Origin of the sequence: Nocardia sp. NPDC050435, assembly GCF_040655395.1 — a bacterium.
Lineage (GTDB): Bacteria > Actinomycetota > Actinomycetes > Mycobacteriales > Mycobacteriaceae > Nocardia.
Window position 1 is genome coordinate 1 of the sequence record NZ_JBFAJW010000007.1, and the last position, 19596, is coordinate 19596.

A 19596-nucleotide genomic window follows, 5' to 3' on the forward strand; every position below is an offset into this window, starting at 1 on the left:
CGCTTGGCTACACACCTACAATCACCACCGCGGCCACACCGCACTGGGCGGTCACCCACCAGCCAGCCGCGTTCCTAACCTCTCGGGTCAGTACAGCTAGACCAGCACGGCGTCCTGGCGCCGGTGCCGGATCGCGACCAGCAGGGCGAGGCCCAGGCCCACGCCGATGCCGAGCGCACCCGACACGGCGAATCCCGTGCGGTAGCCGCCCAGATCGATCGCGACCCCGGCCAGCCCGCTGCCGAAGCCGTTGCCCAGCGTCATCGCCGCGCCGTGCCAGCCGATGGCCTCGCCGCGCCCGCCCTCGGGCACGATCCGGCTGAGTTGGTCCACCGAGGCGGTGAGTGTCGGCGCGCACAGCAGTCCGGCGAACAAACCCGTCACGCCGAGTGCGAACGGGTTGCCCGCCAAGGCCATCGGCACTGTGGTGAGTCCGAGCCCGACCAGCAGCAGGTAGGTGGAGACCGAACGACCCATCGCGCCGTAGATCAGCCCGCCGACCAGTGAGCCGAAACCCCAGACGGCCAGCACCAGGCCCAGCCACTCCTGGGCGCCGAATTCCCGCATGGCGGCGACGAAGATCAGTTCACAGGCCGCCAGCAGGGTGATGCCCGCGCAGGCGCCCGCGCACAGGGCGACGAATTCGGTGCGGAACCAACTCTTTCGGGGCACCGCGGACCGCCCGCCCGGTTCATCGGAGGCGCGCAGCGGCGGGTCGAGCAGCCACACCAGCACGCCCGCGAGAACCAGCGACATCTGCATGCAGAACAGCGCGATCGTGGTCGACAGGAACGCGGTGAGCGCGACGCCGAGCACGGGCCCGATCATGAACGCCGCTTCTACCGACACCGATTCCAAGGCGAGGGCAGGTTGCCGGTTGCGCTCGGTGGTCGCGCCGATGACGGCCTGACGGACGACGGTGAAGATCGGAATGTCGAACAGTCCCGCGAGCGCGGCGAGGCCGAGCAACGTCCAGTAGCCGGCGAACGGCGCGATGGACCAGCACACCGCCCCGACCACGAGGGAAGGAAAGATGGTGCGCCGCAGTCCGATTCGATCGAGAAAGCGCCCGCGCCAGGGGCCGCTGGCCGCGACGCACGCGGTGACGACCGCCGTGAGCGCTCCGGCCTGCAGATAGGAGCCGTGCAGCGTCTGCACCACGTGCAATGCGAGCAGCACGCCGCCGGCGAAGAAGGGGATACGGACGAGCGCCCCGAGGATCAGCACATTGCGCACCGCCGGATTGGTCAGCACCTCCCGATAGGACCGCACCGGACGAGCCTGTCACGGCCCGGCGCGACCCGCCAGGGATTAATCCCATGAATCCCAGCCTTGCGTTATACGTATACATCTACTTATAGTGGCGATACACGGAAATCGCTGATCACACAGGTACGACGGGCCGGAAGCAAGGGGCGCCGCCGGTACTACACCCATGCAAAACTGCGCATTCGCTTATGAGATGAGGGCACCATGACCACCGATCCCCAGCCGGTCGACACAACCAAGGCGCCGGAGGAATTCGAGCAGATCACCGTGCGGGTCGGCCCCGGCGGCCACCGCGCCCAGCGGTTCTACGGCCGGCTGATCGCCGAGAACTACGTCACCACCAAGGGCGGCGTCGCGCGCGTCCGGGTCTACCGCAGCCGCAAGGGCAAATACGTGGTGCACAAGCGGCAGTCGAACTGGCTCGAACTCGCCGACGTGTGCAACTGGGGCACCGACTGGAAGACCTGGGTCGCGCAGACCATCGATCCGCTGGGCGAGGAGCGCGGCGCGGGCGATTACACCGTCGACATCGTGGACACCCTCGCCGAACTCCGCGGGCACGTGCCCAACCGCGTCTACTGCGAGGTGGCCGACGTCGAGCAGCATCCGGCCGCCGAGGACCTGGACGTCTGAGCACGGAACCGCGAAAGGATCTCTCTCCCATGTTCGCTCGACTCGGACGCCTGGTCGTCCACCATCCCTGGAAGGTGATCGGCCTGTGGGCCGTCGCCATCGCCGCGGTGCTGGTCGCGGCCCCGACGATGTCCTCGACCACCGACCAATCCGCCTTCCTGCCCTCGCATTACGAATCCATTCGGGCAATGCGCCTGCAAGAGCAGGCTTTTCCGCAGAACTCCGCGCCCGCCGCGCTCATCGTGGTGGCCCGCCAGGACGGCGCGCCGCTGAGCGAGGCGGATTCCGCCTCGGTGGTGGCGACCGCGAACGAGCTGGCCGGCGAGCACGTCGCGGGCGTCACCGGCGTGCATCCGACACCGGCCTCGGAGAACCGGCTGATCCAGGTGATCGCGGTGCAGATGGACAAGGTCACCGACCCCGCCGACAAGACGCAGGGCGAGGCCGTGACCGAGCTGCGCGAGCACCTGCGCGAGCGGGTGGCGGGCACCGAGCTGAAAGCCGGCATCACCGGCATGGCGGCCTCGACCCTGGACCAGACCGAATCGAGTGAGAAGGGGATGGCGATCATCGGTGTCGCCACCATCGTCCTGATCCTCGTGCTGCTGCTGGTGATCTTCCGCAGCCCGGTGATCGCGCTGCTGCCGATCGTCGTCATCGGCGCCATCTCCGGCACGGTCGGCGGCCTGATCGCGATGGCGGCCAAGGCTTTCGACCTGGAGATGGACACCTCGGTGAACGCCATCCTGCTGGTCGTGCTGTTCGGCGTCGGCACCGACTACATCCTGTTCCTGATGTTCCGCTATCGGGAGCGGCTGCGCGCCGGCGAGGATCCGAAGACCGCGATGGTGAGCGCGGTTGCCCGCGTCGGTGAGGCGATCACCTCGGCGGCCGGGGCGGTGATCATCGCGTTCCTGGCGCTCGTGCTGTCCAGTCTGGGGATGTTCCGGGCGCTCGGCCCGGCGCTGGCGATCGCGGTGGCGGTCGCGCTGGTGGCCGGCTTGACGCTGGTGCCCGCGGTGGTGTCGCTGCTCGGCACCAAGGTCTTCTGGCCGTCGAAGGCGTGGCGCGCGGAGCCGACCGGCGCCCGGTTCGCGGCGCTCGGCGCCGCGCTGGGGCGGCGGCCGGGCGCCTTCGCGGTGGTCTCGGGCGGCCTGCTGGTGGCGCTGGGCGTGCTGGCCGCCGGTTTCGATCCGACCTTCGATCTCGGTTCCGGGTCGACCTCGGACGCCTCCGAATCCGTCGTCTACAACCGGGAATTGCTGAAGGGGCTGCCCGCGGGCGCCACGCAGCCCTCGGAGGTGCTGCTGCACTCGCCCGACGGGCCGCTGACCCGCGACCAGCTGGACGAATACCGCGCGGCGCTGACCCAGGTGCCGGGTGTCGGGCAGGTCGGGGCGGCGCAGCTGTCGGCGGACAAGACCGTCGCCGACTTCCAGGTGACGCTCACGCACGCACCGGAATCCGACGCGGCCCTGGACACGGTGGCCGGGCCGCTGCGGGAGGTCGCGCACGCGGCGGCCCCACCCGGCAGCACCGCCGTGGTCGGCGGCCTCACCTCGGTGTTCGTCGACTTCCAGGCGGCGATGAACCACGACTACGCGATCGTGTTCCCGGTGGCGGCGGTGCTCATCATGCTGGTGCTGGCCCTGCTGCTGCGCAGCCTGGTGGCGCCCTGGTATCTGATGGCGTCGGTGTTCCTCGGTTTCGCCGCCACATTGGGCGCGACCGTGCTGGTGTTCCAGCATATTCAGGGTAATTCCGGCCTCATCTTCACCATGCCGGTGATCATGTATCTGTTCGTCGTCGCGCTCGGGACGGACTACAACATCCTCATGGTCGCCCGGTTGCGGGAGGAGGCGCGGGAAGGGCGCGGGCCACGCGAGGCCGCCGCGCTGGCCGTGCGGCACACCGGCCCGACCGTGGCCGCAGCGGGCATCATCCTGGCCGGCACCTTCGCCTCGATGATGCTGGCGGGCAACAACACCCTGTCGCAGATGGGGTTCGCCATCTCGGTCGGCATCGGGATCGCGGCGTTCGTGATGGCCATGTTCTTCACGCCCGCGGTCACGGCGCTGATCGGGCGCGCGGCCTGGTGGCCGGGGCACGGTGATCGGGCCGCGACCCGGTCGGCGGCGGAGCGGCCGCTAGAGTACGCGGGGTTCCGCTCCCACGACCAACGCTAGGCAGCGCCGACCGAAAGGCACAGGCCCGCTCCCGGTCTCGGGAGCGGGCCGTCGGCGTCGTCAGGGCAGCAGGCGGATGGTGGGCGCTTCCTCGTTGACCGCGATCAGGGTCTCGCAATGGGCACAGGTCAATTCGTAGGGCCGGACCAGATTCGTCTGCAACGACTCCTTGCCCGGCTCCTCCTTGTGCGGGCAGGAGTAGCCGAGATGCAAACGGACCCACGGTGTTTTGGTCGGAGCGACAGCCTGTAGGTCGCGCTTGGCGTCGTCGAAGGGCGCCCACCAGAAATCTACGAGGGAGCGCAGCACGATCCGGTCGCCGCCGTGCGTGTGGTCGAAGGAGGAGATCCGCGCGGCCGTGTAGTGCTGGCCCCGCTCGGTGTCGCCGCTGCAGATCGAGCGCTCCGCGCCGTACTTCAAGATCGTTGTGCGCCCGGCCCTTTCGCAGATGAAGCAATCCAGGCTCAACTCGATCAGCCGCTCCCAGTACAGCCTCGACCGATGCTCTCGGTCGATCGGTCCCGTCAGGGCGGCCGTGATCTCCACGCTGCGCATCACGCGTCGGATCGTTGCACACAGTGCAAGCTCTGACCTAACCCGCGCGTGTCCGACGGTGCGTGTTGTCCCTCCGGCGGGGTTTGCGAGGATCGGGACACGAATTTCGCTGGCACGCCCCGAATGCGCCGCGTACAATTTGTTTCCTGCTCTACTTCGGTAGCCGCCATCGTCGCAAATATTCAATTGTGCGTGCTACCAAGCGATCCCCTGCGTTCTGTATGAGATGTACCTCTTGGGGTCGAATGTTTCGCCGGGATAGAGTCGATCTCATCTCGCTCAGCAATTGTGTCGCTAGTGGTCGGGGAAAATGGAGGAGAAGAAGTATGTCTGTGTCTGCTGAACTGTCCGACAGCCGTCTCGAAACGGTCCGGGCTCAGCACGCCGACCATGCGAACAGCGCGCCGGAGTATTACCACCCGGCCGCGCTGCTCAAAGAACTGCTGATCGGTTCCGTAGTGCCCGCGCGGTGGCGCCGCAAATAGCCCGGATCGGAAACAGGCTTTTCTCGCGACGGCCCGAGTGCCCGGCCCTGTGCCGGGTTCTCAGGTCGCCAGGGCATACGGGTAGCGGAGTTTGCGAGCCGCTTCCAGAATTCGATTCACCGCCGCCGACGAAATGCCGACCTCGCTGCCGATACCCATCGGGGTCCAGGATTGATCGGCGAGAGTGAGGATTTCGGCCACCTGATCGACGGGCAGCTTCGACACCCGGCGCTCGATGATCGCCCGCGCCACCGCCCAGACCCCGTCCTCCTCGTCCGCTTCGATCAGCGCCATCTCATCGACCGGATTCTCCACCGCTTCCCGCGCCGCGGCGATGGCGTCCAGCGTGATTCGCGGATGCCGCGGCTCCGGACCCGGATCGGCCTCGAGCGTGAGCTGCTCGACCACCGGCTCGGTACGCGCCTCGGGCTGCGGCCTGGCCGGGCGAGCAGGCGGTGCACCAGCCGAATCGGCAGTCGTAGCCTCGATCTCGCTGATCAGCGCGTAGTCGTCGGCATCGTGCTCGATACCACTACGTCCCTTGGCTTTACGGCTCTTTGCCTCGATACCCTCTGCGGCTGCGTCTTCCTTACGCCGGGCCGCCGCTGCGGTGTCGACACCTTCGTGCGCCTCGTCCGCGGCTCCGCCACCCCGAGCCTCGCGATTAGCGGTGGCGTGGCCGTTGGTATTGGAGCTCTGGGCAGTGGTGTGGCCGTTGGTAGCCGAGCTGTGGGTCGCGGCCTGGCCGTTGGTGAGGCGGCTTTCGACGGTATCGCCGGTGGCGAATCGACCGCTGGTCGCCGCACTTTCGGTGGCGTGGCCGTCAGCGACTCGGCCGTCCGTGGCCGGGCTGTTGGTAGCGCGGCCGTCCGTGGCCGGGCTGTTGGTAGCGCGGCCGTCCGTGGCCGGGCTGTTGGTAGCGCGACCCGCCGTAGCCGGGCTGTCGGTAGCGCGGCCGTCCGTAGCCGGGCTATTGGTAGCGTGGCTTTCGGTGGTGTCGCCGTTCGCGGATCGGCGGTTGGCCGCCGGATTTTCGGCGGCATGGTTATCAGCGACTTGGCCGTTGGTCGCTTGGCTGTCGGTGGCGCGGCTTTCGGTCGTGTCGCCATTCGCGAACTGACGGTTGGTCGCCGGGTTTTCGGTGGCGTGGCCGTCAGCGAATCGGGCGTCGGTCGTCGGGTTGTCGGTGCCGCTCCGGCGCGCGGCCGAGTTGTCGGTGGTGTTGTGGTCGGCTGCCGCTGAGGTGTGCGTGCCGAGTCGGTCGGCGGCCGGTGCGGCGCTGTCGGCGAGCTGACCGTTGGTCGCCGAGCTGCCGTTGGGCATGTCGGTGAGGGCCGGGCCCGTGCGGTGGCCGTAATCGACCTGACCGGTGGCGCTCGAGTTGGTGGTGTCGTCAGCGCCTCGGCTGTTGATCGCAGGGCTGTCGGCGAGGGCCGAGGTGGAGCCGTTGATCACTCGCCCGTTGATCGGCAGGGTGTCGCTGGTGTGACCGTAACCAGTACGGCCGTTGGCGATTTCCCCGCCGGAGGTGTCGTGGCTCCATACGGAGCCATTGGCCGAGCTGCTCTCGGCGCGTCGGCCGCCGGCGTAGACATTCTCCGGCTCATGCCGGTCGGCGCTGCTGCCGTTCCGGCCGTTCGCACCCTGCGAGCCGCCGTTGTTCTCGCGAACCTCACCGCCGAACAGCCCATTCCCGAACTGCCGGTTCGGGATCCGCCCGTTGCCACGATCTCCGTTGACGTTGTGCCCGTTGCGCTCTTTCGCGTCGTGTCCGTTCCCGCCCGCACCATTGCCGTAATAACCGTGGCCGTTCGGCCCACCGTGCTCGTTATCCGGATATGACTTCCCGTTACGGGGCAGCTCGCTGATCAGATCCGGTACCGGAAAATCCGGCGGGACGAACCCTTCGAGCTTGCGCATCGGGATCATCGCGCTGTAGCCGTTGCGCCCGGCCCAGGGCTCGGCGACATGCTCGTCGGTAATCGTGACCTCGACCGGCGGCTCACGGTGATCCGGGGAATTCTCCTCGGCCGTCGACACGCTGTCGATCAGTTGCGCGTAGCGCGCGGAAACCCAGGCGTGCAACCAGATCACGACGCCCACCATCACCGGCGCGATGGAGAATTCGGCCGCTTTGCCCCAATGCCCGGCGCTGAGGTGCGGCCCCGCGTTGAGCCCGATCGTGGTGCCCAGCAACGCTGTTTCGAAGAATACGACCTTGCCGCGCGGCAGCTCCCGCCCCCACCGGGCCGCCGTCGTCGCCACCACCATGATGGTGATGATCGGGATCGAGATCATCGCCTCGATGCCGTAGCTGAGCCAGTAGAGCGGGTCGGTCATGTCGCCGCTGGGCACGAGATTGTGCTGGACGTTCACTCCGGCCCACACCATGCCGAGCACGACGACCGCGATCAGCACGCGCGAGGACCACTCGGCCCGCCGATACAGCTGCGCCAGCCGCGCGTCCTGGCTGGAGACCCGCCGCCGCGCCGCCAGGGCCCGCCGATGCCAGCGCGCGTCGGCTTCCTCGACCCGCTGGATGGCCGCCGAGCTCCGCCTGTCCCGCCGCTCGGCCTTCATCTCGGCCTGCACGGCGCGCCGGCGCTGCCCGCGCCGCTGCATCCGGATCCATTCGGCGAGTTCGCGTTCGGCTGCGATCTCGTGTTCGGAGAGCACCTCGATCAGTGCGGAGTCGTACTGCAGCGGGAGCTTGCCCCGCGCCGTCGCGACCCGTTCCGCCAACGCGGCAATCTCAGAACCGCCGGCCCCGCCGTTCGACTGTTCGTCGAGCATCGCGAACCTTCCTGAACCAGGTAACGTGCCCACCGCGCGGGTGGCGACAAGTTTGCTCGAACATACGTTTGATCGCAGCGAGCCTAAACCCGCCACTCACGCACGTCAACGCCGACGCCGCGCCGACTCCGGTTTTCGCAGGTGGAGAAGGGGTTTCGCGCGCGTCAGCCGAGCGTGGTGTGCCAGACCAGGGCGGCGGCCAGGGCGCCGGCGCCGTTCACGGACCAGTGCAGTGCGATGGGAGCCAGCAGGCTGCCGGTGTGCCGGCGCAGCCAGGTGAACAGCGCGCCGGCCGCGCCGGTGGCGAGCACGGCCAGGGTGATGCCGGCGATCTGGCCGGGCAGGCCGCCGCCGAGCACCGCGCTGAGGCCCTTGTTGGTGCTGGTCAGGCCGAGCGAGGAGGCGATGTGCCAGAGCCCGAAAAGCAGGGAGCCGGAAGCGAAGACGCCGCGGATGCCGTAGACCCGGTCGAGGGTGCCGTGCAGCACGCCGCGGAAGGCGAGTTCCTCCGGGATCGCGGTCTGCAAGGGAATGACGATCATCGACGCGATCAGGGCGCCGGAGAGGGTGGCGTAGCGGTCGGCGAGAAAGAACGGGCGGGTCAGGGGGAGTAGCGCGCCGATCGCCACGACCGTCAGTACGACGCCGACCGCGCCCAGCGCGTAGACGGTGCCGCGCCGCCAGTGCCGCGGCGACAACCCGAGCTCGGCCCAGCCGAGGCCGCGTTTGCGCATGAGTGCGAGCAGGATCACGGCGGCGATCGGGACGGCGAGAATACTGGCCAGCGCGGTGGTGAAATGGGCGATCAGATTGGTTCCGGCCAGCACGATCACTACGACGGCGACATCGAGATACGCGTGCAGTTTCGGGCGGACCGGGGCTGGATCTTCGGTGACCGTCTGAAGCACCCGGCCCAGTGTACGGATCGATCCCACGCCCGCTGTATCTCCTGGCAAACCCCGCATCGTTAACGCCATACCCATTCGGTGCGGCCCGATGGCCACCTTCCGGCAAACCTAACCGCGCGCCCAGCCCTCCGGATCGGTCCAGGCTCGCAGGGTGCGCGTGGTCTCGAATCGCCGCGGCTCGCCGCTGACGGGGTCGGTGAATTCCAGCGCCGCGGCCAGCAGTTGCAGCGGGCGGGTGAAGTCGTGCACCGGCTTGTCGGTGAGCACCGGATAGAAATCGTCGCCGAGGATCGGTATCCCCAGGCCGTTCATGTGTAGTCGCAGCTGGTGGGTGCGCCCGGTGTGCGGCCGCAGCCGGTAGCGGCCCAGCCCGTCGCGCTGCTCCAGCAGTTCCACCACGGTTTCGGCATTGGGTTCGCCCGGCACCTCCTGCGCGGCGAGCACCTGCTTCTCCTTGATGATCCGGCTGCGCACCGTCCGGGGTAGCTCCAGCGCCGGATCGTAGGGCGCGATCGCCTCGTACTCCTTGCGCACGGAACGCCGGTGGAACATGGTCTGATACGCCCCGCGCCGGGCCGGATTGATGACGAACAGGATCAGCCCGGCGGTCACCCGGTCCAGCCGGTGCGCCGGGATGAGGTCCGGTAGGTCCAGGTCGTGCCGCAGCCGCACCAGGGCCGTCTGCCGGATGTGCTGCCCGCGCGGAATGGTCGCGAGAAAGTGCGGTTTGTCGACGACGAGCAGATCCTCGTCGCGGTGCACGACGGTGATCTCGAAGGGCACCTCGGTCTCCTCGGGCAGATCCCGGTGAAACCACACCGCGCCGCCCGGCACATAGGGCGCGTCCGGCGCGATCGGGCCGTCCAGGTCGACGATCCCGCCGGTGCGGAGCAGCTCGTCGATGCGCGCCGGATCGACGCGCGGCAGCCGCTCGACCAGGTGGTCGCGGATGGTCGCCCAGGCGCCGTCCTCCGGCAGCCGCAGGCGCGCCGGATCCAACCCGAACCGCTTGGGCAGCGGCGGCTGCTGTCTCCTTCTCATCGGCACCGACCCTATGCCCTGCCGGAACGAGCAGGTCAGACCGGGGCGGGCTGCCGATCCCGCGGTTCGGTCGCGGGCTCGGCCGCCGGCTCGGCTTCCTCGCGCCGGCTGCGCCGATAGGCCCAGTGCAGCAGTCCGATGCCGGTCACACCGACCACTGCGCCGATCAGGCCCGCCTTCCAGCCCGGCGGCCGCCAGGTGAGTTCGAGCACGCCGTTGTGCGTGCCTGCGGGAATGTCGACGGCGAGGAACGTTTTCGCGACGGCGTCGATCGGAAGTTCCTGGCCGTTGAGGGTGAGGCGGTAGCCGGGCCAGAACAGCCGGGCGAACACCAGCCGCCCGCCTTCCCGGGAGCTGACCCACAGCTGGGCCGCGGCCTCGTCGCTGGCCCGGGAGACGGCGAGGACGTCGTCGGTGTAGGCGACGAGCCCGTTCGTCGTGGACAGCAGTCCGGCCTCGCGTTCCAGCACCCAGATGTAGCGCTCGTGGCCCGGGTAGTCGACCCACTTCCAGCCGCTGGGCGCGGGATGATTGCCCGCGTCGGGGTACTGCGCCCGGTGCAGCACCACGCGATCGACCTTCATCAGGTCGACGATCCGCTGGCCGGTGCCGGGTTCGGTGTCGAAGGCCCGGCGGAAGGCGTCCGGGCAGGTGCTGCCGTCCCAGGCCATGCACAGAATCCCGGCGAAGGGCGCGTGCCCGATCGGGGTGTAGGCGTTGACGTAGTCCAGGCCGAGCGCTTTCGCGTAGTTGCCTATGGCCAGCGATCCGTAGGCGGCGGCGATGTCGCGGTCCTGCGGGCCGAGCAGCGCGCGGTCCGCCAATTGCAGCGTGACGCCGTCGAAGTCGGGGAACGCCGCGGTCATCTCCGAGCGGCGCTCGGGGAAGTTGTAGGACATCGGGGTCGCCGGCGCGATCGCCACCTGGGCGTAGGCGATCGGGAACATGCTCACGGCGACGAACGCGCAGGCCGCCTGGATCCCGCGGGTGCGGGCCAGCCAGATCGCCGCGGCGCCGAGCCCGGCCACCACCGCGACCGCGATCAGGTGCCGCGTCACGATCAGCGGCGCCGCCGAGAAGGAGCGCAGGAACAGCAGCCCGATCAGGCAGCCGGCCGCGAACAGTCGCTGTTTGGTGACCGCGAAGACGCCGTGGCGGCTGAGCAGGACGCAGACCAGCACCAGCAGGGCGAGCGCGACCATCGGCAGCACCCGGGCGGGCCAGCGCAGCGGGCCGATCGCGCCCGGCCCGGCCGTCCACATCAGGACCGCGGTGGCGAACAGCGCGACGCTGCTCAGCTCGCGCGCGGACTTCGCCGCGGCCCGCCAATCGATGAAGGCCAGCGCCGGAATCAGGAACCAGGCGATATAGACCATCGGCAGCGGTTGCACGTGCCCCCACCACGCGGTGAACGCGGGCGTGGTGCTGGGCAGGCTGGCGTTCAGCGATTCCGACCACGGCACGGTGAGGAACGGATCGTTGTGGATGCGCGCGTTGCCGCGCCAGGTGACCTGTGAGGACAGCAGCCCGGGCAGATTCGCGATCAGTGCCGCCGAGGCCGCGAGCGCGGCGGCCAGCAGCAGCCGCAGCACCGGCTCCCAGCGCCGCTGATGCAGGTACTCCCCGGCCGCGATGGTGGCGATGAGCAGGCCGGATTCCACGGCGGGAAAGGCGTATTGGACGGTCAGCGCGAGATAGAGGAAGACGAACAGCGGTATCGGCCCGCTCTGCCCGCGCACGTAGCGCACCGCCGAGGCCCACGCGTGCACGATCCACGCGGTGGCCGTCAGGCAGGTCATCCAGCTGGCCTGGTCGAAGAACAGGAACCAGCCGCTGAGCGGAAACGCGATGCCCGCCACCGCCGCCCAGGGCGCGCGCGCCCCGTAGGCCAGGCAGATCCGGTAGACGCCGGTCGCCGCGATGATCGAAAACACGAGCTTGGCCAGCGTGGCGTAGAGCGCGAGGTCGTCGAAGGAGGGCGCCAGGAAATGCACCAGCAGCTGCGGCGGGTTGTAGAGGCCCGCCTCCTCGATGGTGTAGTTGCCCGCCATCCACTCGTGCGGGATCAGCCACGGGAACTCGCCGTCGCGCAGGCGGTTACCGAGCGCGACCCACATCGGCGCGTACTGTGCCTCGGTGTCGTCGGTGTAGTAGTGCCGGACATCGCCGAGCAGCACGGCGACGTAGCCGAGGACGACTCCGACCGCGGTCACCGCTGCCCACTGCCGTACCTGTCTCGGTGTCTCCCCGGTGCTCACAAATCCGGGATCGTAGAGCCAATTGGTGAACTCCGGTAGATGGGGACCGTCCAGTCGGTCGCGCGCCGGCGAATTCCCGGTCAGAAACCGCGCAATCGATCCGGCGTGACGCGGATCGCGACGGAGTAGGTGGCGAAGAACTCCTCGGCGCTGAGCTTCAGGCTTTTCAGCCCGTCCGCGTACTTCGCCGCGTAGGCCGTGAGTTCGGCTGCCGCCGGGGTGGTCTCGTCGATGCGGGCGTCGCCGGTGAGTACGGCCACGTCGTAGCCGCCGGCGGTGTTCAGGTTCAGCGACACCCGGGGGTTGCGCGCGATATTGCGCACCTTGGCCTGGCCGGGCTCGCTGAAGAGGAGGAATTCGCCCGCGCGCCACTGGAACCAGACCGGATTGGGCTGCGGAGTGCCGCTGGCGCCGACGGTGGTCAGCCAGATCAGGCTCTCCTGCTCGAGGCGCGGCGCTACCTTGGCGCCGAGCGGGGTGGCGGGGTCGACGACAGGACGATCGGTGCGGGTCATGCCTGTACCCAACCCGGCGCCGGACGGCTCGCATTCCGGACCCGCCCACCGACGTCCGATTTTCGCTGGCTCGCCTCGCCCCTCCCGCACCGCGATAACTTAGGCTAACCTTCCTTCTGGCTCTGTGGCAGGGCCGCACAGTCGAGAAGGGGAGTTCTATGACGGCGGAGGTCTCGTCGCCACCCGCGGCGGACACGGGGAACCGTAAACCCAGGGCACAGGCGAAATCGCGCAAACAACAGGAGGCACAGGCGCGCAAGGAGATCCTCGCGCCCGTCCGCACACCGCTGCTGCTGGCCAGCCTGCTCATGGCGGTCGCCTCGGTCTGCGTGGTGCTGCCGTTCCTGCTGATCGTCGAGGCGTGCCGCGAACTGCTCGCCGCGCCGGTCGACACCGATCGGGTCTGGCGGCTGCTGAGCATCGCCATGGTGATCCTGCTGGTGCGCGCGCTGCTCCAGGCGGCGGCGCTGACCTGGTCGCACCTGGTGGACGGCAGCTACCAGCTCTCGCTGCGCCGGTTGCTCGCGGCCAAACTGACCCGGGTGCCGCTGGGCTGGTTCGACGCCCGCAACTCCAGCGAGGTCAAGCGCTTCCTGCAGGACGATGTGGAAGCGCTGCACTACCTGGTGGCACACGCCCGGCTGGAGTTCGTCGGCGCGCTCGTCGTTCCACTGTTCACCCTGGGCTACCTGTTCACCGTCGACTGGCGGCTGACCCTGGTGCTGCTGCTGCCGATCGTCGCCTTCGCGGTGCTCTACACCCGGATCCTCGACATCGACGGCCGGGACCGGATCGTGGTCTACAACCGTTCCGAGCAGCGCACCCGGCAGGCGCTGATCGAGTTCGCCGACGGCATCCAGGTCGTGCGGGCCTTCGGCCAGGCCGGTAAGGCGCACGGCGAGTTCCAGGCGGCCGTGGAGCACCAGGCGCGCAGCGTGGACCGGATGAAGACGCCGATCGTCAAGGTGCAGTCGGCCTCCGACACCGTGGTCATGCCCGTCTTCGTCATGCTGGTCGTGCTCGTGGCAGGGCTGGCCGCGGTGGGCTGGGGCTGGCTCGGCGCGCTGGACGTGCTGCCGTTCCTCCTGGTCGGGCTCGGTGTCGGCAGTTCGCTGACCGGTCTCGGCTACGGCGCGCAGGCCCTGCGCTCGGGCGGCGCCGCCGCGCTGCGGCTGCACGAACTGCAGCAGACGCCGGAGCTGAGCGCGCCCACCGGCAGCGCCGAGTCCGGCTCGGGCGTGGTGCGCTACGAAGGCGTCGGCTTCGGCTACCGCGACGGCCACGAGGTGCTGCGCGGCGTCGATCTGGAATTGGCGCCCGGGACGATCACGGCGCTGGTCGGGCCGAGCGGTTCGGGCAAGTCCACCCTGGCCAAGCTGCTGCCCCGGTTCTACGACGTCGGCTCGGGCCGGATCACCATCGGCGGTCGCGACATCCGCGACTTCGGCACCGAAGAGCTGTATCGCACAGTCGGCTTCGTCTTCCAGGACGTGCGCCTGATCCGCGGCAGCGTGCGCGAGAACCTCCTGCTGGCCCGCCCCGGCGCCGACGACGCGGCCCTGGAGCGCGCGGCCCGCGCCGCGCAGATCCACGACCGCATCCTGGCGCTGCCGCGCGGCTACGACTCCGAGATCGGCGTCGACGCGGTCCTGTCCGGCGGTGAGGCGCAACGGCTGTCGATCGCCCGCGCGCTGCTGGCCGACACGCCGGTGCTGGTCCTGGACGAGGCCACGGCCTTCGCCGACCCGGAATCCGAAGCCGCGGTGCAGGACGCGCTCGCGGTGCTGGTCGCCGGCCGCACCGTGCTCGTCATCGCGCACCGGCTGCACACCATCACCGGTGTGGACCGAATCCTGGTGCTGGAGAACGGAACCCTGGTCGAACAGGGCGATCACGCGAGTCTGCGCGCCGCGGGCGGCACCTACCAACGACTCTGGGAGATCAACGAGGCGGCGCTGGGCGAGCTGGCCATGATCGAAATGGATGCACGATGATTCGCAAGGTCCTCGGCCTGATTCCGGCCGAATTCGCAGCTCTCACCCCGAAACTGTTCGCCGCGATCGTGGCCCAGGCCCTCAGCCAGGCGGCTGCGTACCTGCTGCTGGTGCCGGTGCTGGAAGCGTTGTTCGACAACGATCTCGGCCGCGCCTGGCTGTGGACGCTGGGTGTGGTCGTCGCCGTCGCGGGCGTGGTCGTGTTCGGATATCAGCAGGCCGCGATCGGCCTGCGCATCGGCGTCGGCATGCAGCGCGGTCTGCAGACCCGTATCGGCGATCATCTGAACGCCTTGCCGCTGGGCTGGTTCGAGCAGCGCGATGCCGGTCCGCTGTCGCGGCTGGTGGTCGAGCAGGTGCGCGAGATCCAGGGCCTGGTCGCCTATCTGCTGGCCAAGGTGCTCACCGGCATCATCGTGCCGCTCGGCGTCGCGCTGGGCATGCTGTTCATCGACTGGCGCATCGCGGCGGCGATGCTGCTCGCCGCGCCCGTGCTCTACCTGGTCAACGGCTTGGCCAACCGCGCCTATGTCCGCGCCGACCAGCGCCTGCACGCCGCGGCGGCCGAGGCCGACTCGCGCGTCATCGAATTCGCGCAGGCCCAGCCGGTGCTGCGCGCCTTCGGCGCGATCGGCCGCGGCAACCGCGGCCTCGACACGGCCCTGGCGGGCCAGCGCGCGGCCGGCCTGCGCATGATCGTCGCCAGTGTGCCCGCGCTGATCGTGTTCGCGCTGTGTGTGCAGGCGGTGTTCCTGGTGCTGGTGTACCTCGCGGTGAATCAGGTGACCGGCGGCACGATTTCGGCGGCCGTCGCGATCGCGCTGATCGCGGTCAGCTCGCGCTTCATCGAACCGCTGAACCAGGCCGCCCAGGTCGGCAACGCGCTGCGGTCGGCCGCCTCGGCCTCGGATCGGATCACCGAACTGCTGGCCGAGCCGACGCTCGCCGAGGCGAGCGCGCCGGTCACCCCCGGTGCGCCCACCGTGACCTTCGAGAACGTCGAATTCGGTTACCGCCCGGGCGAACCCGTGCTCTCGGACCTGAGCTTCACCGTCCCCGCCGGCACCACCACGGCGATCGTCGGGCCCAGCGGCTCCGGCAAGACCACGCTGCTGCGCCTGGTGGCGCGCTTCTACGACGTCAGCACCGGGCGGGTCGAGGTCGGCGGGCACGATGTGCGCGAACAGCCCTCGGCGACGCTGCTGCGCCAGCTGTCGCTGGTCTTCCAGAACGTCTACCTGTTCGATCGCTCGGTGGCCGACAACATCCGCATCGGCAAGCCCGAGGCCACCGACGACGAGCTGCGCCGCGTCGCCGCGGCGGCCCGGGTCGACGAGATCGTCGAACGCCTGCCCGACGGTTTCGACGCGCAGGTGGGGGAGGGCGGCGCGGCCTTGTCCGGCGGTGAGCGGCAACGTGTTTCGATCGCCCGCGCCCTGCTCAAGGACGCCCCGATCGTGCTGCTCGACGAGGCGACCAGTGCCCTGGACCCGCACAGCGAGGCGGTCGTGGTCCGCGGCGTGCACGAAGTCACCAGGGGCAAAACTGTTCTCGTGGTGGCGCACCGGCTGGCCACCATCGCCCACGCCGACCAGATCCTGTTCCTCGACGGCGGCCGCATCGTCGAGCGCGGCACACACGAGGAACTGCTGGCCCGAGAGGGCCGCTACGCGGCCTTCTGGAACGAGCGCTCCCGCGCCACCGGCTGGCATCTGGAACCCGCCCCGGCCTGACGAGACACGAAAGACCCCGCATCCGAACCGGATGCGGGGTCTTCTCGTCGGGTTCTACTTCCAGTAGGCCTGGTACTTGAGCGAAGTCTTCGGCAGCGCGTGCGTCGTCTTGAAGGTCTTCACGATCGAGCGTGTGGTCTGCCCGCAGCAGGCGATCCAGGCGAAAGCGTCGGCGGCGCAGGTGATCTCCTGGGCCTTCTCGCGCATCAGGCGCCCGTCGTCGACCCGCTGCACCCATTCCACCTGGTGCTGCGGCTTGTTGCGCACCGGCAGCGTCCGGTCCGATTCGTTCTGCCATTCCAGCCAGATCCGGGCGGGCCGGTCGCCGATCGATTCCAGCAGCGCGTTGATCGCGGGCAGCGACGCGGTATCCCCGAAGATCAGGTATTCGCCCGAGACGTCCTCGGGCAGGCGGGCCTTGGCGTCGTAGCCGAGCACCGACACGTCGAGCTGATCCCCCGGGGCGGCATTGCGGGCCCAGTCCGCGGCCGGGCCGTGGTGCAGTGCGAACTCGATGTAGAGCTGATCGTCGGCGGCGTTCTGATCGATCAGGGTGAAGGCGCGATGATGCAGCTTGTCGCTGTCGGTGTCCGGAATCCACACTCGGACGTACTGCGTCGGATGTTCCGGATGGTCGGCCAGCAGGCCGCCCGCATCGAAACCGAGCCGGACGTAGTTGTCGGTGACGAATTCACTGGATCGCACGGTGAGGCGGTAATCCTGGCCACCCCACGCCTTAACCATGACGCCGTTCAGACCTCTTCCCATGCGCGTTAGGTTAACCTAATACGTAGGTGTTTGCCTAGCCTTACCTTACAGGTACAGTCCTGGTCCGAGGGCGCCGAGTTCGGACGCGTCAGAGTGATGGGAACAAGATCATGACCAGTAGTTTCTTCGAAACCGGCTGCTGAGTCCGATCGGTGGAAACGCTTGTAGTAGTCGGCGCCGGACCCAAGGCCCTGGCCGTCGCCGCCAAGGCGCACGTGCTGCGCACCCTCGGCCTGCCCGCCCCGCGCGTAGTGGTGGTGGAAGCCCAGGCGGTAGGCGGCAACTGGCTGCCCAGCGGCGGCTGGACCGATGGGCGGCACCGGCTGGGCACCAGTCCGGAGAAGGACATCGGCTTCCCCTATCGCTCGACCTGGGCGCGCGGGCACAACCGCGCCATCGACCACGCGATGACCGCCTACAGCTGGACGTCGTTCCTGGTCGAGCACGGCACCTACGCCGAGTGGGTCGACCGCGGCCGGCCCAGCCCGCAGCATCACGTCTGGGCCAAGTACCTGCAGTGGGTGGCCCGCGAGATCGAGCTCGAACTCGTCTACGGCACCGTCACCTCGATCGCGGCCGCGGCCGACGGCTGGCTGGTGACCGCCGTCGACGCCGACGGCGTGCCCACCCAGCTCGACGCCGATGCGCTGATGATGACCGGCCCGGGTCGCAGCGCGAAGGCGCTGGCGAAGCATCCGAAGGTGTTGAGCATCGCGGAGTTCTGGGATCTGGCGGGCAAGCGCCTGCTGCCGGTGTCCTCGCGCGTCGCCGTGATCGGTGGCGGCGAGACCGCGGGCTCGGCGCTGGACGAACTGGTGGGCCACGGGATGCTGTCGATCTCGGTGATCTCGCCGATGGCGACGCTCTACACCCGCGGTGAGAGTTATTTCGAGAACTCGCTGTTCAGCGGTTCCACGAAGTGGAACGCGCTGAGTATGGCCGAGCGCCGCGATGTCATCCGCCGCACGGACCGGGGCGTGTTCTCCGTCCGGGTGCAGGAGAACCTGCTCGGCGACAACCGGGTTCATCACATGCAGGGCCGAGTGGTGCGCCTCGCGGATCAGGGCGAGGGTGTGACCTTGACGCTGCGCAACGAGCTGCGCCCGGACCAGGTGCACACCTTCGATCTGGTGATCGATGCCACCGGCGGGCAACCGCTGTGGTTCCTCGAGCTGTTCGACGCCAATGCCGCCGATTTGCTCGAACTCGCGGTGGGTGGCGAACTCACGACGGCACGGGTGGAGGCGTCGATCGACTACGACCTCGCGGTCTCGGGCCTGGACCCCAAGCTGTTCCTGCCGAATCTGGCCGCGCTGGCCCAGGGGCCGGGGTTCCCCAATCTCAGCTGCCTGGGCGAGCTTTCGGATCGGGTGCTGCGCTCGATGTCGGCCGTTCCCGAGCAGCGGGCGGGGTCGGCAATCCAAGCGCACCCACTGCGCTGAGATTTACTTTAGGCTAGCCTTGCCTAAGTAAAACAGTAGTGAGGTTCGGTCATATGCGCATCGTGTCTTTCGGGTTCCAGACCTGGGGTCGCAAAACCCTTCAGGCGCTGCTCGATTCGGACCACGAGGTGGTGCTCGCGGTCACCCATCCGGCCAGCAGCGATGCCTACAAGGGAATCTGGTCGGACTCCGTGGAGGAATTGGCCCGGGAACACGGCGTTCCCGTCCATCTCACCGAGCGGGCCGACGCCGAGACCATCGACCTGGTCAAGCGCGCCGAGCCGGATGTCATCGTGGTCAACAGCTGGTACACCTGGATGCCCGCGGAGCTCTACCGTCTGCCCCCGCACGGCACACTGAACCTGCACGATTCGCTGCTGCCCAAGTTCACCGGATTCTCGCCGGTGCTGTGGGCGCTGATCAGCGGCGAATCCGAGACCGGGCTGACCATCCACCGGATGGACGAAAACCTGGACACCGGTGACATTCTGGTGCAGCACACACTGCCGATCGGCCCGGAGGACACCGGAACCGAACTGGTCCTGCGCGGCATGGAACTCATCCCGGGCGCGCTGGCCGAGGCGCTGGCCGCCCTGGAGTCGGGCACGGCCGAGTGGCGGCCGCAGGTCAAGAGCGAGCGCACCTACTTCCACAAGCGCGCCGAGCGCGACAGCCTGCTCGACTGGAGCTGGGCGGCAACCGATCTGGCGCGCTTCGTGCGCGCGCTGTCGGCCCCGTATCCGCGGGCCTTCACCCACTACCGCGGTGAGCGTGTCGAGGTGCTCGCGGCCCGGGTCTCGGAGGCCCGCTACGGCGGCACGCCCGGGCGCGTGATCGTGCAGGAGGGCGGCGCGGCGGTGGTGTGCGGCCCCGACGCCGTGCGCGGCGGCAACCACGGGCTGGTCATCACCCGGGTACGGACCGCCGACGGCCGCGAACACGACGGCGCCGAATTCTTCGTGCGCGGTGGATATCTCACCGATCTGTGACTCCGGTGCGTCCGGAATCAGGCAAAC

The 19596-nt window shown here is 68.9% G+C and carries 16 protein-coding genes; 8 read left to right on the forward strand and 8 right to left on the reverse strand.

Annotation, left to right across the window (positions count from 1 at the left end):
• Nucleotides 1–96: 96 nt before the first annotated feature.
• Nucleotides 97–1272: an MFS transporter gene (locus AB0I43_RS21890; RefSeq protein WP_356973759.1), complete on the reverse strand. Its 1176-nt coding sequence runs from the start codon at nucleotides 1270–1272 to the stop codon at nucleotides 97–99.
• 201 nt (nucleotides 1273–1473) lie between these two features.
• On the opposite strand from AB0I43_RS21890, the gene AB0I43_RS21895 reads away from it, so the two are divergent.
• Nucleotides 1474–1902, forward strand: a complete 429-nt coding sequence (locus AB0I43_RS21895) for an EXLDI protein (protein ID WP_356973760.1) — start codon at nucleotides 1474–1476, stop codon at nucleotides 1900–1902.
• Nucleotides 1903–1931: 29 nt separating this feature from the next.
• Nucleotides 1932–4088: an MMPL family transporter gene (locus AB0I43_RS21900; RefSeq protein ID WP_356973761.1), complete on the forward strand. Its 2157-nt coding sequence runs from the start codon at nucleotides 1932–1934 to the stop codon at nucleotides 4086–4088.
• A 60-nt stretch (nucleotides 4089–4148) separates the two neighbouring features.
• Here the strand turns inward: AB0I43_RS21900 and AB0I43_RS21905 are convergent, their stop codons facing one another.
• Nucleotides 4149–4646: a hypothetical protein gene (locus tag AB0I43_RS21905; protein ID WP_356973762.1), complete on the reverse strand. Its 498-nt coding sequence runs from the start codon at nucleotides 4644–4646 to the stop codon at nucleotides 4149–4151.
• A 323-nt stretch (nucleotides 4647–4969) separates the two neighbouring features.
• On the opposite strand from AB0I43_RS21905, the gene AB0I43_RS21910 reads away from it, so the two are divergent.
• Nucleotides 4970–5128 (forward strand): hypothetical protein, encoded by a 159-nt coding sequence (locus AB0I43_RS21910; protein ID WP_356973763.1) that lies wholly within the window; start codon nucleotides 4970–4972, stop codon nucleotides 5126–5128.
• 60 nt (nucleotides 5129–5188) lie between these two features.
• Here AB0I43_RS21910 and AB0I43_RS21915 read toward each other — a convergent pair whose 3' ends face one another.
• Nucleotides 5189–7468 carry a hypothetical protein gene (locus AB0I43_RS21915; RefSeq protein WP_357432596.1) on the reverse strand — a complete coding sequence of 760 codons (2280 nt, stop codon included), beginning with the start codon at nucleotides 7466–7468 and terminating at the stop codon, nucleotides 5189–5191.
• A 165-nt stretch (nucleotides 7469–7633) separates the two neighbouring features.
• Here AB0I43_RS21915 and AB0I43_RS21920 point away from each other — a divergent pair, with 165 nt between their 5' ends.
• Nucleotides 7634–7936 (forward strand): hypothetical protein, encoded by a 303-nt coding sequence (locus AB0I43_RS21920; RefSeq protein ID WP_357432597.1) that lies wholly within the window; start codon nucleotides 7634–7636, stop codon nucleotides 7934–7936.
• A 149-nt stretch (nucleotides 7937–8085) separates the two neighbouring features.
• On the opposite strand, the gene AB0I43_RS21925 is transcribed toward AB0I43_RS21920, so the two are convergent.
• The 4 genes from AB0I43_RS21925 to AB0I43_RS21940 form a co-directional block, all read right to left on the reverse strand.
• Nucleotides 8086–8829, reverse strand: coding sequence for a CPBP family intramembrane glutamic endopeptidase (locus AB0I43_RS21925; RefSeq protein ID WP_356973765.1), 744 nt, complete (start codon nucleotides 8827–8829; stop codon nucleotides 8086–8088).
• Nucleotides 8830–8937: 108 nt separating this feature from the next.
• On the reverse strand, nucleotides 8938–9870 hold the full coding sequence (locus tag AB0I43_RS21930; RefSeq protein ID WP_356973766.1) for an RluA family pseudouridine synthase: 933 nt from the start codon (nucleotides 9868–9870) through the stop codon (nucleotides 8938–8940).
• A gap of 35 nt (nucleotides 9871–9905) precedes the next feature.
• Entirely contained in the window at nucleotides 9906–12083 is a 2178-nt protein-coding gene (locus tag AB0I43_RS21935; RefSeq protein WP_356973767.1) for a hypothetical protein, read from the reverse strand.
• Between the two features lie 125 nt (nucleotides 12084–12208).
• On the reverse strand, nucleotides 12209–12643 hold the full coding sequence (locus AB0I43_RS21940) for a TIGR03667 family PPOX class F420-dependent oxidoreductase (RefSeq protein ID WP_356973768.1): 435 nt from the start codon (nucleotides 12641–12643) through the stop codon (nucleotides 12209–12211).
• Nucleotides 12644–12801: 158 nt separating this feature from the next.
• Here AB0I43_RS21940 and AB0I43_RS21945 point away from each other — a divergent pair, with 158 nt between their 5' ends.
• Nucleotides 12802–14637, forward strand: a complete 1836-nt coding sequence (locus AB0I43_RS21945) for an ABC transporter ATP-binding protein (RefSeq protein ID WP_356973769.1) — start codon at nucleotides 12802–12804, stop codon at nucleotides 14635–14637.
• Nucleotides 14634–16370: an ABC transporter ATP-binding protein gene (locus tag AB0I43_RS21950; RefSeq protein ID WP_356973770.1), complete on the forward strand. Its 1737-nt coding sequence runs from the start codon at nucleotides 14634–14636 to the stop codon at nucleotides 16368–16370. The genes AB0I43_RS21945 and AB0I43_RS21950 overlap by 4 nt, the downstream gene beginning before the upstream one ends.
• Nucleotides 16371–16424: 54 nt before the next feature.
• On the opposite strand, the gene AB0I43_RS21955 is transcribed toward AB0I43_RS21950, so the two are convergent.
• Nucleotides 16425–17138, reverse strand: coding sequence for a siderophore-interacting protein (locus tag AB0I43_RS21955; RefSeq protein WP_356973771.1), 714 nt, complete (start codon nucleotides 17136–17138; stop codon nucleotides 16425–16427).
• Between the two features lie 152 nt (nucleotides 17139–17290).
• Between AB0I43_RS21955 and AB0I43_RS21960 the strand changes: the two genes are divergently transcribed.
• Nucleotides 17291–18580 carry a SidA/IucD/PvdA family monooxygenase gene (locus AB0I43_RS21960; RefSeq protein ID WP_357432598.1) on the forward strand — a complete coding sequence of 430 codons (1290 nt, stop codon included), beginning with the start codon at nucleotides 17291–17293 and terminating at the stop codon, nucleotides 18578–18580.
• 53 nt (nucleotides 18581–18633) lie between these two features.
• Nucleotides 18634–19569 (forward strand): methionyl-tRNA formyltransferase, encoded by a 936-nt coding sequence (locus AB0I43_RS21965; RefSeq protein WP_356973773.1) that lies wholly within the window; start codon nucleotides 18634–18636, stop codon nucleotides 19567–19569.
• Nucleotides 19570–19596 lie beyond the last annotated feature (27 nt).